The following is a 13505-nucleotide window of genomic DNA, read 5'->3' as shown; positions in this document are numbered from 1 at the left end:
TTTTTTTTTTTTCTTCATCCGGCCACCCCCCGCATCTACCCTCGCCTCTCCGTCGGCGGCGTCAGGTGTGTATAAGAGACCGGAGCTGGAGGGCGGGCCGTCGACCGGGGCTCCCGCCGGGGCGGACGTGACGATGCCGCTTCGGCCGATACCGGGGCCGATAGCGGGGCCGGCGCCCAGCAGGACCGTGCGGCGGGGACGGCGGCGCGGTTCGTCGTCCAGGTCGGCGAGGTCGGCGTCGTCTTCCCTTGGCGAGCCCTCGAACAGGTTCAGGTCTCTCGTGCTGGGCGCCGGCCCCGCTATCGGCCCCGGTATCGGCCGTAGCGGCATCGTCACGTCCGCCCCGGCGGGAGCCCCGGTCGACGGCTCGCCCTCCAGCTCCACGTAGGGACGTATCCGCAGCGGGTCGAAGTCCTCCGCCGCGGCCGCCTCCGCGGTACGCGCATCGCGCAGGGCGTCGGACGCCCGTTGTGTGCACGCGCACGACGGCGTGTTGTCGGCCCCTCTCGGTGCCCCGCACTCCGGGCACAGATGACCGTTCGATTGCGTCATGTGTTCGTCCCTCCCCTCGCGAACTCCAGAGATTATGCAGACCCCCTCCACACTCCCGCCCCATAAGCCCCCGGAATACCGGCTTCCACCAGGACTCAACAGGCCATAAACGGTCACACCGACCACGATGGAGACGTAACGAGACCGACGGGAGGTCTTCATGGCCGCGGACGCGGACGGTATGACGGGTGATGTGCGAGACCCGGACGACGGCACACAAGGCGCGGCACGAGGTCAGGCCCAGGACCCCCACGTGTCCGGCAACGTCCTCGTCTCGATCGGCGCCCTGCTCCTCGGAATGCTCCTCGCGGCCCTGGACCAGACCATCGTCTCCACCGCGCTGCCCACGATCGTCAGCGACCTCGGCGGCCTGGAGCACCTGTCATGGGTGGTCACCGCGTATCTGCTCGCCTCGACCGCGGCGACCCCGCTGTGGGGCAAGCTCGGCGACCAGTACGGCCGGAAAAAGCTGTTCCAGACCGCGATCGTGATCTTCCTGATCGGCTCGGCGCTGTGCGGCATGGCGCAGAACATGCCCCAGCTGATCGCCTTCCGCGCTCTCCAGGGTCTCGGCGGCGGCGGCCTCATGGTGCTGTCGATGGCGATCGTCGGGGACATCGTCTCGCCGCGCGAACGCGGGCGGTACCAGGGGCTGTTCGGCGCGGTGTTCGGGGCGACCAGCGTTCTCGGACCGCTCCTCGGCGGGCTGTTCACCGAGCATCTCAGCTGGCGCTGGGTCTTCTACATCAACCTCCCCGTCGGCGTCGTCGCCCTCGCCGTCATCGCCACCGCGCTGCGCACCCCGCGCAAGGCGACGCGGCACGTCATCGACTATCTCGGCACCTTCCTGATCGCCGCCGTCGCCACCTGCCTGGTGCTCGTGGCGTCCCTCGGCGGCACCACCTGGGGCTGGGGCTCGCCGCAGATCATCGGCCTGGCGGTGCTCGGCGTCGTCCTCGGCGTGGCCTTCGTCGCCGTGGAACGGAGAGCGGCCGAACCCGTCCTCCCGCTCAAGCTCTTCCGCATCCGCACCTTCACGCTCTCCGCGATCATCAGCTTCATCGTCGGCTTCGCGATGTTCGGCGCGATGACGTACCTGCCGACGTTCCTCCAGGTCGTGCAGGGCGTCACCCCGACCATGTCCGGGGTGCACATGTTGCCGATGGTGGCCGGAATGCTGCTGGCGTCGACCGGGTCCGGGCAGATCGTCAGCCGTACCGGACGCTGGAAGGTGTTCCCGGTCGCGGGCACCGGCGTCACCACCCTCGGTCTGCTGCTCCTCCACCGGCTGGACGAGAACAGCTCGACCGCGGAGATGAGCACGTACTTCTTCGTGTTCGGTCTGGGCCTCGGCCTGGTGATGCAGGTACTGGTCCTCATCGTGCAGAACGCGGTCTCGTACGAGGATCTGGGCGTCGCCACCTCCGGCGCGACCTTCTTCCGGTCCATCGGCGCCTCGTTCGGCGTCGCCATCTTCGGCACGGTCTTCGCCAACCGCCTCGGCGACAAGCTCACCGCGGCGTTCCGTGGCACCGAACTCCCGCCGGGCGCCTCGGTGGACGCGCTGGAGTCCGACCCGCGTGGCATCTCGGAGCTGCCGGGGGCGCTCCAGCCGTCCGCGGTGCACGCGTACGCGTCGTCCATCACCGATGTCTTCCTGTACGCCGCGCCCGTCGCGCTCCTCGGCTTCGTGCTGGCCTGGTTCCTCAAGGAGGACCCGCTGCGCGGGTCGGTCACGGCGCCGGACCTCACCGAGACGCTGGCCAGCAATCCGGTGGAGCGGTCGTCGTACGACGAGGTGTGCCGGGCGCTGTCGGTGCTCGGTACGCGGGAGGGGCGGCGGGAGATCTACCGGAAGATCACCGAACGGGCGGGGTACGACCTGCTGCCGGGCGCGAGCTGGCTGCTGCTGCGGGTCAAGAAGTACGGCTGGACGGAGCCGGCCGTGCTCGCCGAACGCAGCTCCGTGCCGCTGCACGTCATCATGGCCGCCGCCCGCCAGGTCGAGGAACGGAGCCTGGCCCGGCGCGAGGGCCTCGAACTCGTCCTGACCGACACCGGCCACGAGGTCGCCGACCGTCTCGCCCGGGCCCGCGAGGAGTCCCTGGCGGAGCTCCTCGGCGACTGGTGGGGCCCGGACCGCCCGACGGACCTGGACCGCCTCGTGAAGGACCTCAACAACGAACTCTGCGGCTCGGACCGAGAACAACCCCACAACGGCTCGTCGAAACGCTTCAGCTGAGTGACTGAGGCACTGAGGCACTGAGCCCTTGAGCGCTTGAGCCGCCGTGTAGTACTCCCGCGAAATACCGGCGGTTTGAGGAGCCTCTTCGGGGCTACCCGGTAGCCATGTCAACAGGTCTGATCATCGCTCTGATCGTGATCGTTGCGGCCGTCATCGCCGTGGCGGCCGTACTGGCCCGGCGTACCGGGGGGCCGCGGCGCGGCCGGAGTCTGAAGCGGCGCTTCGGGCCCGAGTACGACCGGGTCGTGGCCCGGCACGACGGGGACCCGCAGGCTGCCGAGCGGGAGCTCGCCGAACGTGTCGAACGGCACGGTTCGCTGCGCGAGCGTCCGCTGGAACCGGCGCAGCGTCAGCAGTACGAGGCCCGCTGGACGGCAGCCCAGGAGCGCTTCGTCGATTCGCCGCGGGAGGCCGTGGCCGAGGCGGACCGGCTGCTCGCCGACCTCGCCGGAGCCAAGGGGTTCCCGGACGGCGGGCAGTACGACGAGCAGCTCGCCGCACTGTCCGTGCACCACGCCGACCATGTGCACGGCTACCGGCGTGTGCACCACGCCGCCCGACCGGGCGGGAAGGAAAGCGCCGGCACCGAGGAGATGCGCGAGGCCATGGTCGAGGCCCGGTCCCTGTTCGAGGACCTGGTGGGCCACAACGGCCATGACGGCCACAGCGGCCGGCACGAGGAGTCCGACGGCGGGAGCCGGCCCGCCCGTACCGACAGCCGCGGCCATCTGCCGTGGGCTTCCACCCGGCGTCACGCGAAGGGGAGTTGAGTGACATGACGGACGCGACGACCGGCCAGGGCGCCGACGGCGCACGGCACGGCGAGAAGACGACGGGCGTCGGCCCGGCAGGACGTGCCCACGGGACGGACGGCCGGCCGAAGAGCCCCCAGGGCGAGGAGAGCGCCCCTCCCACGGAGCGCCGCGGCTCGGGGTCTCCCCTGGTCGCAGGTTCCACCGGGCACGAAGCGGCGGCCCAAGGCCAAGGCCAGGGCCAGGAGTCCGGGACCAAGACGTCCACGGCCTCGGCGGAGTCCAAGGCGGGCCACGGCGAGGGCTCCCACCGCGGTCGGCTGATCCCGCACGACGAGTCCGACAAGCTCTCGCTGCGACTCCAGCACGCGGTCGCCGGGTTCGTCGACGAGCCCCGCAACGCCGTCGAGGAGGCCGACCACGTGATGGAGGAGGTAGCCTCCCGCGTCACCGACGCCCTGACCCGGCGCCGCCGCACCCTGCGCACCTCCTGGCAGGACGGCGCGGACAAGCACGGGAACGCCGGTGACACCGAACAGCTCCGCCTCGCCCTGCGCGACTACCGCGAGCTGACGGACCGGCTACTGCACCTCTGACCCACCGGCCTCACCCGTCCCACCCGCCGCCGCGGGGCGCTCCCGCCACTGCCGTACGACGTCCTCGACGTCGTACGGCTTCTTTCCGAGCGGAGGGCCGGGCGGCGGCCTGAACATCATCTCGCGGATCTTGACGTTGACGTCCGTGATCAGTTTCCGGACGATCCGCTCCGAGGGTGCCGCGAGCGCCGCGGCGAGGGTGTCCTCGGCCTCCTTGCGCAGCGCCAGGGCGGGCGGCAGCACGGCGAGACCCTCGCGGGCCATCTTGCGCCTGATCCACCAGAGTTCGTCGTAAGGGGTGTCGAGACCGGCGGGCAAGGGCTCGCCCACGCCGGGGAGTCGGTCGAAGTCGCCGCGGCCCTGCGCGTCTTGGATCTGCTTGTCGACCCAGGACTCGAACGGGACGCCAGGTGGCTTTCGCTCGGTCATGAGTCCATTGTGCCGGACGCGGAATGGCCGGGCGATTTATCATGCGGCCGCTGTGCAAGCACAATTGCACAGAGACATTTCAGCAACTGCACAAGGGAGCGCACGTGCTCGAACTCACCATGGCCGCCGTAGCCGCGGCGGAGGAGGGTGCCACGGCCGGCATGCAGATGGCCGACGCGCCCAGTGATCCGGGCGCCGTGCTGCGAGTCGGCCGAGACAAGTCCGTGTGCCGTCTCTCGACGCCCGACGACTGGCTGTTCGTCTCCCGGGTCCATCTGGAGTTCCTGTGCGGCCCCGAGGGCGGCTGGCAGGTCACCTGGCTCCAGGGCTCGCAGCCCGAACCGTCCTCGGAGGTGCACCTGGTGGTCGGCCAGTACGCGCAGCCGCTCGTCTACGGCGGGAGCGTCCCGCTGCCCAGGGGCGGCAACGGCGAGATCGTCATCCGGGACCGCACCGCCCCCCGTACCGTCAACGTGGGTTTCTACCACGAGGCTTGACCTTCACAGCCCCCGCGGCGGCCTCGCATCGGGCTACGACAGCACTCGCGCCAGCGCGAAGCCGTCGTAGCCCTTGCCGCCCACCGTCTGGATCGCCGTGCCGCTCAACCTCGGGTGGGAGCCGATCAGTTCGATCGCGGCCCGGGTCCCGATGACGTCCGGGGTGGTGCTGCCGGCGTCGGCGACGCGGCCCTCGCGCACGACGTTGTCGACGATGATCAGGCTGCCCGCGCGGGTGAGCTTCAGCGCCCACTCCAGGTAGTGCGGGTTGTTGGCCTTGTCGGCGTCGATGAAGACGAGGTCGAAGGGGGCCGCGTTCTCGCCGGACTCCTCGGCCAGCCGGGACAGCGAGTCCAGGGCCGGGCCGACACGGATCTCGACGATCTTGTCGAGGCCGGCCCGCGTGATGTTGCCGGTGGCGACCTCGGCGTGCCGGGCGCTGTACTCCAGGGAGACCAGGCGGCCGTCGGCGGGCAGTGCGCGGGCCAGCCAGATGGTGCTGTAGCCGCCGAGGGTGCCGATCTCCAGGATGTTCCTGGCGCCCTGGATCTGGGCGAGCAGCTGGAGGAGCTTGCCCTGTGTCCCGCTGATGGCGATCTGCGGGAGTCCGGCCTCCTCGCTGGCGCGCAGGGCGGCGGTCAGTCCCTCGTCGTCGGGTGCGAGCTGGGCGGTGAAGTAGTCGTCGACGTCGTTCCAGACCTTCGACTCGCTCATGCGACCTGTGCCTTTCATAGGGCTAATTGACTGGTGGGGGTGGCTGGAGCGGCTTCGGCGGGATCACCGGGCGCCGGGAGCGTCGTACGGCGAGCAGGGCCGTGGCCGTGACGACCAGTGCGAGACCGCCGACGACCGTCAGCAGCCATGCCGGGATCCCGGCCACCTTCCGCAGCCGGTCCTCGTAGATCACCTGCTGGAACGTGGTGTCGGACGCCGCCCGGCGCAGCACGTGGTCGCCGTCGATCAGGGACGGGGTCGGGAACTCCTGGCCGACGGCGGTCAGGAACGGTGTGCCCTGCGCCAGTTCGGCGAGCGGGCCGGACTTCGCGGTCACCCGGCCGGCGAAGGTGACCCGGGGCCGCTCCCCGCCGATCTCGGAGGCGGGCTCCATGCGGTGCGGGGCGAGGACGTACAGGCCCAGCGACTGCGGGGTCTGCGCGAGCCGGGACAGGCGCATCGGGTAGACCGGCTCGTCGGCGGAGAACGTGAGGTGGAGTGGGTCCAGGGCGCCGCTCAGGGCGCTGCCGGAGGTCTCGGGGGCCAGCCGCACCGCCACGTACTCCCAGCGGTTGCGGACATAGGGCTGGAGGGCGGTGGTGAGGCGGGGCGGGAGGGCGAAGCCGTTGGTGTTGAGCCAGCTGCCCAGCGCGTCCGGGTCGGTCGCGGTCAGCCGGGCCACGTCGAAGGGGCCGAGCTTCTGGCGGCCGACCACCCCCACGGGCGGCTCGGCGCCGATCCCGGCGCCCGGTGGTGGCGCGCCGGTGTCGGGGCCGCCCCCGCCGGAGACGAGCGGCCAGTCGCCGTCCTGGGGCCAGAAGTGGTAGCGCGTGCGGTGCACCGGAGCGCTCGCCGCGTCCAACTCGTCGAAGAGGACCGGATCGCCGAGCTTGACGGTCGCCCTGCGGGGTACCGGCATGACCCAGGCGGCCCGGTCGCTGTCGCCGTCCACCGTCAGCCGCATCACGATCTGTTCCTGCGAGCCGTCCCAGCGCACGACGGACACCTCGCGCGAGACGCCCACCCGCCGGGCGGTGTCCGGGATCAGGGCGCCGCAGCCGCACGCGTAGGCCGGGGCGACGAGCGAGCCGATCTGGGTGGCGAGTAATGCCAGAACGACCGCGAGCACGCGCCGACGCGCCCGCCCTCGTAGGAAACCGACCATTTCCCCCAGACCCCTCCGCCGTACCGTCGACGGCTTCAGACGGTAGTACGGCGGGAGCATACGGTTCCGTTCCGCGCGGTGCCGTAAGTGATCCACGTCGCGCCCGGCGAAGCGGGGCGACCGGGTGCGGACTATCGTCATTCGGACAAAAGCAGGACGGACGTCAGGTGAACCGGGGGTGCCTGCGTCTCTCTCCGGGGGGTGATGCGAGCCTTGAACAAGGTTCGCGAAATGGCCCTCACGCTCCCAATGCGTGAGAAACCGGGCGGGAGGCCTACGAGGCGTGGCGAATGCGAAACACAGCGGGCACACCGCGGAAGCGTTCGGAGCGACAGCCGCTGATTCGGCGAGAGCGCGCCTGCGGGTGGCCCGCCTGGGACTGTGGCTGATCGCCGCCATACTCGCCGTCCGGCAGGTGGCCGTCTTCCTGAGCACCCCCGACGGGGAGCGGCTGACCTATCTGGAGACCTGGGTCGGTCCGGACGGGGTCCTCCATGTGAAGGGCTCGCTCTACGACTCGACCCTGTTCACCGGTACCCCTTTCGGGGGGCTTGTTCTCAAGCCGTTGACACGTGCCGCCGAACAGGCGCTCGGCTGGGGATGGACCTTCGGCACGCTGCTGTTGGTCGCCGCTCTCGGCCTTGTCGCCGCGCGTGCGCTTCCTCAGCCGGTGAACAGACGTACGGCTCTGCTGGCCGCGCCGGTCGCGATCAGCCTGCTGATGCTGTCGCTGCCGGTCCGCAACACGCTGTACCTGGGCCAGACGAGCATCATGCCGGTGCTCCTGGTCCTGCTGGGCTGCTTCGTCGTCCGCGGTGAGCGGGCGGGCGGGCTGCTGATCGGGGTGGCGGCCGCGCTCCAGCCGACGGTGCTGCTGTTCGCGCCGCTGCTGTGGCTGACGGGGCGGCGCCGGGCCGGGCTGTCGGCCGGCGCGACCTTCGCTGCGTGCACGGCGCTCGCGTGGCTGGCGATGCCGCACGACTCGTACACCTACTGGGTCCACCACGTGGCGGGCACGGGGCTCGGCGGTGCGGCGGACGGTCTCGCCAACCAGTCGCTGCACGGCCTGCTGCTGCGGGCGGGTCTGTCCGGGCCGCTGGAGATCGTGCTGTTCCTCGTGCTGGGCGCGGCGGTGGCGGCGCTCGCCCTGCGCCGGGCCGTGCACTACGCCCGCGACGGGCAGTTGCTGCTCGCGGTCGCGATCACGGGCTGCGCGGCGGTCCTGGTCTCGCCGACGAGCTGGCAGCACCAGTTGCTGTGGGTGCTGCTCGCCCTGGTCGGCCGGGTCGGCAAGCGCGCGTCGGACCGGTATGTGTGGCCGGTCGCGGTGATCCTGGTGATGACGCTGCCGGCGAAGATGATCCTGCCGAACATGTCGGTGCTCTACCCGCTGCGCGACAACGTCGTGCTGCTGGCGGCGTTCGCGGCGGCCACGGTGATCCCCTTCCTGTCCCGCACCTCGCCGTACTACGGGGCCCCGGTCCCCGCGCGGTACGCCGAACCGGTCCCGGCCCGCTTCGGGCGCGTGCCGCTGCTGCCGTTCCTCCAGCGGGTGCTGACCCGCCCGAACCTGCTCCTCGAACTGCTGCTGATCCGGGTGACGTACGCGGCGTACCAGAAGGTGCGGCTGGCGGCGACGGGCGGCAGCAACTCGGAGGGCCGGGCGCGGGCCGAGGCGCACGGGCAGCAGATCCTCGACATCGAGCGCCGGCTGCACATCGACATCGAGCACTGGGCCAACCACGCGGTGGTCAAGGTCGGATGGCTGCGCGAGTTCTTCGACTTCTACTACACGTCCTTCCACTTCGTGGTGCCGCTGTCGGTGCTGGCGGTCCTGTACTGGCGCCGCCCGGTCGACTACCGCTGGGCCCGCTCGGCGCTGGGCTTCACGACCCTGCTGGCCCTGGTCGGCTTCTGGCTCTACCCGTTGGCCCCGCCCCGGCTCATGCCGTCGCTGGGCGTCATCGACACGGTCCACGGTGTGCAGGACTTCTCCAAGCCGGACTACGGCACCCTGACCGCCCTGACCAACCAGTACGCGGCGATGCCGTCCCTGCACTTCGGCTGGTCGCTGTGGTGCGGTCTGGTCATCGCGCTCGTCGCCCCGAAGTGGTGGCTCAAAGCCCTGGGCCTGCTGCACCCGCTGTTCACGGTGACGGCGATCGTGGCGACCGGCAACCACTGGGTGCTGGACGCGGTGGGCGGCGCGCTGGTGGTGGGCGGCGGCTTCGGGCTGACCTATCTGTTGCAGGGGCCGCGGGCGCGGTTGGTCGTGCGGCAGGCCAAGGGCAGCCGGGCAGCAGGGGAGTTGGAGCCGGTGGCGTAGGCCGCGGCGTGGAGGCTGGGCGAAGGCTGCGCGGGCTGCGCGGGTTCGAGGACGGAGACGGGCCGACGGCGCCGGGAAGCCGCCGGCCCGAGTAGTGGGGGTCAGTCCATGTGTGGTGTCAGCCCACGCTCACCTGGAGTTCCTTCACGCCGTTGATCCACGCGGAGCGCAGCCGGCGGGGGTCGCCGGTCAGATGGAGGCCGGGCATGGCGTCGGCGATGGCGTTGAAGATCAGGTTGATCTCCAGGACCGCCAGGGACTTGCCGAGGCAGAAGTGCGGGCCGCCGCCTCCGAAGCCGAGGTGGGGGTTGGGGTCGCGGGTGATGTCGAAGGTGTCCGGGTTCTCGAAGACGTCCGGGTCGTGGTTGGCCGAGGCGTAGAAGATGCCGACCCGGTCGCCCGCCTTGATCTTCTTGCCGCCCAGTTCGGTGTCCTGCGTCGCCGTGCGCTGGAAGCTGACCACCGGGGTCGCCCAGCGGACGATCTCCTCCGCCGTCGTCACCGGGCGTTCGCGTTTGAAGAGCTCCCACTGGTCGGGGTGGGTCAGGAAGGCGTGCATGCCGTGGCTGATCGCGTTGCGGGTGGTCTCGTTGCCCGCGACCGCCAGCGCGAGGACGAACATGCCGAACTCGTCCGAGCCCAGGTTGCCTTCGTCCTCCGCCGCCACCAGCGTGGTGACGATGTCCTTCGCCGGGCACTTCTTGCGGTCGGCGGCCATGTTCATGGCGTAGGCGATGACCTCCATCGCCGCCTCCTGGCCGACCTCCTCGGTGATGGCGTACTCGGGGTCGTCGTACGAGATCATCCGGTTCGACCACTCGAAGATCTTGAGGCGGTCCTCCTGCGGGATGCCGATCAGCTCGGCGATGGCCTGGAGGGGGAGTTCGCAGGCGACCTGGGTGACGAAGTCGAAGGAGCCCTCCTGGGCGAGGGCGTTCTGGACGATGCCCTGGGCCCTGGCGCGCAGGGTGTCCTCCAACGCCCGGATCGAGCGCGGGGTGAAACCGCGCTGGACGATCTGGCGGACCCGGGTGTGCTCCGGCGGGTCCATGTTGAGGATGATCAGCCGCTGGGCGTCGATGGCGTCGCGCTCGATGCGCTCGTTGAAGCGGATGATCGCCGTGTTGAGCATCGAGGAGAAGATCTCCGGGTGCGTGGAGACGAACTTGACGTCCTCGTGCCGGGTGACGGCCCAGTAGCCCTCGTCCTGGAATCCGGCGACGTTGCCCGCCTGGGCGATCCAGTGGACCGGTTCCGTCCGGCGCAGTTCGGCGAACTCCGGTAGCGGTACGCGCTGTTGCAGCATGTCGGGGTCGGTGAGGTCGAACCCGTCGGGGAGCGCGGGACAGGTCATGGGCAGCTCCAGCCGTGTTCCGGCAGACTTCTGACGGTCCATCAGTTCGTGTCGTGAACGTAGTAACCGGTTCTAGAAGTAGCAAGAGGCGTGCACGACTCTTGCGGCGATGGACTCCCTGTCAGCAGACTGCCTTTGGAACTAGAACACGTACTAGTTCCGCGTGGCGGGCCGGGCCGGGACGCCCCCGCGCCGCGCGGGTACGCAGGAGAGGAACTCCTTTTCATGGCCGCGGAACCCGTGATCGTCGAAGCCGTACGCACCCCCATCGGCAGGCGCGGTGGCGCGCTCGCCAACCTCCACCCCGCCTACCTTCTGGGCGAGACCTACCGTGAACTCCTCGGCCGCACCGGCATCCCCGCCGACTGCGTCGAGCAGATCGTCGGCGGCACGGTGACCCACGCCGGCGAACAGTCCATGAACCCCGCCCGCACGGCCTGGCTCACCATGGGTCTGCCGTACGAGACGGCGGCGACGACCGTCGACTGCCAGTGCGGCTCCTCGCAGCAGGCCTCGCACATGACGGCGAACCTGATCGCGGCGGGCGTCATCGACGTCGGTATCTCCTGCGGCGTCGAGGCGATGTCGCGGGTGCCGCTCGGGTCCGGCTCCAAGCACGGGCCGGGCAAGCCCTTCCCCGACGAGTGGAACGTGGACCTGCCCAACCAGTTCGAGGCGGCCGAGCGGATCGCCCGCCATCGCGGACTGACCCGCGAGAACGTCGACGCGCTCGGCCTCATCTCGCAGGAGCGGGCCGCTGTCGCCTGGAGCGAGGAACGCTTCAAGCGCGAGACGTTCGCCGTGCAGGTGCCGACGACCGAGGACGAGCAGCACGCCGGACAGGGCATGTGGCGGCTGGTGGACCGGGACGAGGGCCTGCGCGACACCTCCATGGAGGCCCTGGCGGGCCTGAAGTCCGTCATGCCCACCGCCATCCACACGGCCGGCAACTCGTCCCAGATCAGCGACGGCGCGGCGGCCATCATGTGGGCGTCGAAACGGATGGCCCGCGCCCTGAAGCTGCGGCCCCGGGCGCGGATCGTCGCCCAGGCACTCGTCGGCGCCGACCCGCACTTCCACCTCGACGGACCGATCGACGCGACGCGCGCGGTGCTGGGCAAGGCCGGGATGTCCCTCAAGGACATCGACCTCGTCGAGATCAACGAGGCTTTCGCGTCCGTGGTGTTGAGCTGGGCGCAGGTCTTCGAACAGGACCTGGAGAAGGTGAACGTGAACGGCGGGGCGATCGCGCTCGGCCACCCGGTGGGCGCGACCGGCGCCCGTCTCATCGCCACCGCGCTTCATGAACTGGAGCGTGCGGACAAGGAGTTCGCGCTGGTGACGATGTGCGCGGGGGGCGGCCTCGCCACCGGCACGATCATCCAGCGGATATAGGCTCGACAGGCATTGACGTGACCTGATCACGTGGACAGGGGTGGCTTCGGGCTTCTGTTCCTCGCCGTCGCCGGCCTGCGTGCGTACTTCTTCCGTAAGGAGTGGAGAGAGCACCAGGCGGCGAAGGCGGGGGGTGTCAGACCTCAGTCGTGACGCTGCCGCTCCAGCAGACGAAGTGGTGGAACGCGGCGGGGGCGATGGTGAGGATCGGGCCTGCGGGGGTCTTTGAGTCGCGGATGGCGATGGTGGGGGGTGCGTCGGCGATTTCTACGCACTCGCCGCCCTGGTCGCCGCTGTAGCTGGACTTACGCCACTCCGTCTTGCTCTCCATAGCGTTCCTCCATCACTCGCCGGATCAGCTCCGCCGAGTCCTTCAAGGAGAGCGCGGCGGCCCGCAGATGATCGTAACGGAGCGAGCAGTCCTTGACGGTGTCCGGGTTCGCGGTGGGATGCCCGCTGCTGTAGCCCTCGGTGTAGACGATGGTCGGATCGCTCGCGAAGCGGAAGAGGGTGAATGAGCCTTGGAGACCCGCGTGTGATCCTGCCGAGAACGGCAGTACCTGGATGTTGATTCGAGGGCTGTGCTCGAACGCCAACAGGTGGGTCAGTTGGCCGCGCATGGTTTCCCGGTCGCCGATCTCCTGGTAAAGAGCGGCCTCGCTGACGACCACCCAGCAGACGGGCGGCTCCGCCTTCTCGAAGATGCGCTGACGGGCCAGCCGTACGGCGGTGCGGTCGTCGAGGTCGTTCTGGTCGAGTGCGCCGAGCACTCCGCGTACGTAGGTGGCGGTCTGCAGGAGCCCATGGATCATGTGGGTCTGGAACGTACAGATCTCCGTCGCCCGCGCCTCCAGCTCCGCCACCTGCCTGAACCAGGCCGGAAGTTGACTCCGCAGCACCAGCTCCACGAGCCGCGTGAGTAAGCCGTCCGATCCCAGCGCCGCATCCGCCCGCACGCTGAACTCCGGCGTCGGCACCTTCCTCGCCGTCTCGATCTGGCCGATCAGTGAGCCGGTGTAGTTGAGGATGTCGCCGAGCTGTTTCTGGCTCAGCCCCGCCGCCTCCCGCAGGCGCCGCAACTCGAAACCGTAGTAGTCGAGAGGTGAGGCCCCCGGGTCAAGGACGTTGATGTGCGCCACGAAGTGTGCCCCCACTTCAGAACAGGTTGTTTCCAGCCTGTAGCCCAGCGTAGTCGCGCCAGTTCAGGCTCGTCCCGTGAACACATACTTTCCCCCCACCACGCACTACCGCATGAGCCTCACCGTCGGCGAGCACTCGGTCCGTCACATCCGCCGTATCGTCCGCTCGTTGCTCGCCGAGTGGGAACTGGCCGAGCTGACCGACGCCGTGGAGCTGGGCGTGACGGAGCTGGTGGCCAATGTCGTACGGCATGTTCCGGACCGGCGGTGTCAGGTGGTCGTGCTGAGAACGGCGGGGGTGCGGGTGGAGGTGAGCGACGGGAGTGCGCAACGGCCCGTGC

General features: G+C 69.9%; 12 protein-coding genes and 2 pseudogenes. 7 read left to right on the top strand and 7 right to left on the bottom strand.

The window, feature by feature from the left end; translation table 11 throughout:
• Positions 1–552: pseudogene (locus HLK59_RS51610) on the bottom strand (peptidoglycan-binding protein); the annotation flags it as partial.
• A 160-nt stretch (positions 553–712) separates the two neighbouring features.
• On the opposite strand from HLK59_RS51610, the gene HLK59_RS42755 reads away from it, so the two are divergent.
• The 3 genes from HLK59_RS42755 to HLK59_RS42745 all read left to right on the top strand — a co-directional run bounded on the left by HLK59_RS42755 (position 713) and on the right by HLK59_RS42745 (position 4145).
• Entirely contained in the window at positions 713–2794 is a 2082-nt protein-coding gene (locus HLK59_RS42755; RefSeq protein WP_171147064.1) for an MDR family MFS transporter, read from the top strand.
• A gap of 107 nt (positions 2795–2901) precedes the next feature.
• A complete protein-coding gene (locus HLK59_RS42750) occupies positions 2902–3567 on the top strand; it encodes a hypothetical protein (RefSeq protein WP_171147063.1) in 666 nt (221 codons plus the stop codon).
• 5 nt (positions 3568–3572) lie between these two features.
• Positions 3573–4145 carry a hypothetical protein gene (locus tag HLK59_RS42745; RefSeq protein WP_171147062.1) on the top strand — a complete coding sequence of 191 codons (573 nt, stop codon included), beginning with the start codon at positions 3573–3575 and terminating at the stop codon, positions 4143–4145.
• Here HLK59_RS42745 and HLK59_RS42740 read toward each other — a convergent pair.
• Positions 4131–4574, bottom strand: coding sequence for a DUF1992 domain-containing protein (locus tag HLK59_RS42740; RefSeq protein ID WP_171147061.1), 444 nt, complete (start codon positions 4572–4574; stop codon positions 4131–4133). The two genes, HLK59_RS42745 and HLK59_RS42740, sit on opposite strands and share 15 nt — an antisense overlap.
• A 104-nt stretch (positions 4575–4678) precedes the next feature.
• On the opposite strand from HLK59_RS42740, the gene HLK59_RS42735 reads away from it, so the two are divergent.
• Complete coding sequence (locus HLK59_RS42735) at positions 4679–5071, top strand: FHA domain-containing protein (RefSeq protein ID WP_171147060.1); 393 nt, start codon at positions 4679–4681, stop codon at positions 5069–5071.
• Between the two features lie 33 nt (positions 5072–5104).
• Here the strand turns inward: HLK59_RS42735 and HLK59_RS42730 are convergent, their stop codons facing one another.
• A complete protein-coding gene (locus tag HLK59_RS42730) occupies positions 5105–5785 on the bottom strand; it encodes an O-methyltransferase (RefSeq protein WP_171147059.1) in 681 nt (226 codons plus the stop codon).
• A gap of 22 nt (positions 5786–5807) precedes the next feature.
• Positions 5808–6950, bottom strand: a complete 1143-nt coding sequence (locus tag HLK59_RS42725; protein WP_171147058.1) for a DUF2330 domain-containing protein — start codon at positions 6948–6950, stop codon at positions 5808–5810.
• Between the two features lie 283 nt (positions 6951–7233).
• Between HLK59_RS42725 and HLK59_RS42720 the strand changes: the two genes are divergently transcribed.
• A complete protein-coding gene (locus HLK59_RS42720; RefSeq protein ID WP_171147057.1) occupies positions 7234–9276 on the top strand; it encodes a bifunctional glycosyltransferase 87/phosphatase PAP2 family protein in 2043 nt (680 codons plus the stop codon).
• Between the two features lie 118 nt (positions 9277–9394).
• Here HLK59_RS42720 and HLK59_RS42715 read toward each other — a convergent pair whose 3' ends face one another.
• Positions 9395–10630, bottom strand: coding sequence for a cytochrome P450 (locus HLK59_RS42715; protein WP_171147056.1), 1236 nt, complete (start codon positions 10628–10630; stop codon positions 9395–9397).
• Positions 10631–10855: 225 nt separating this feature from the next.
• Between HLK59_RS42715 and HLK59_RS42710 the strand changes: the two genes are divergently transcribed.
• Positions 10856–12025 carry a steroid 3-ketoacyl-CoA thiolase gene (locus HLK59_RS42710; protein WP_171147055.1) on the top strand — a complete coding sequence of 390 codons (1170 nt, stop codon included), beginning with the start codon at positions 10856–10858 and terminating at the stop codon, positions 12023–12025.
• 136 nt (positions 12026–12161) lie between these two features.
• Here the strand turns inward: HLK59_RS42710 and HLK59_RS42705 are convergent, their stop codons facing one another.
• Together HLK59_RS42705 and HLK59_RS42700 are read right to left on the bottom strand one after the other, a co-directional pair.
• Positions 12162–12356 (bottom strand): DUF397 domain-containing protein, encoded by a 195-nt coding sequence (locus HLK59_RS42705; RefSeq protein WP_171147054.1) that lies wholly within the window; start codon positions 12354–12356, stop codon positions 12162–12164.
• Positions 12331–13164 carry a Scr1 family TA system antitoxin-like transcriptional regulator gene (locus HLK59_RS42700; RefSeq protein ID WP_171147065.1) on the bottom strand — a complete coding sequence of 278 codons (834 nt, stop codon included), beginning with the start codon at positions 13162–13164 and terminating at the stop codon, positions 12331–12333. The genes HLK59_RS42705 and HLK59_RS42700 overlap by 26 nt, the downstream gene beginning before the upstream one ends.
• Positions 13165–13276: 112 nt before the next feature.
• Here HLK59_RS42700 and HLK59_RS42695 point away from each other — a divergent pair.
• Positions 13277–13505, top strand: a pseudogene (locus HLK59_RS42695) (ATP-binding protein); the annotation flags it as partial.

It is taken from the genome of Streptomyces sp. S3(2020), assembly GCF_013044505.1.
In the GTDB taxonomy this organism is placed as follows: domain Bacteria; phylum Actinomycetota; class Actinomycetes; order Streptomycetales; family Streptomycetaceae; genus Streptomyces.
Note: the sequence above shows the minus strand (reverse complement) of the source record. Positions and strands in the feature narration are given on the sequence as shown.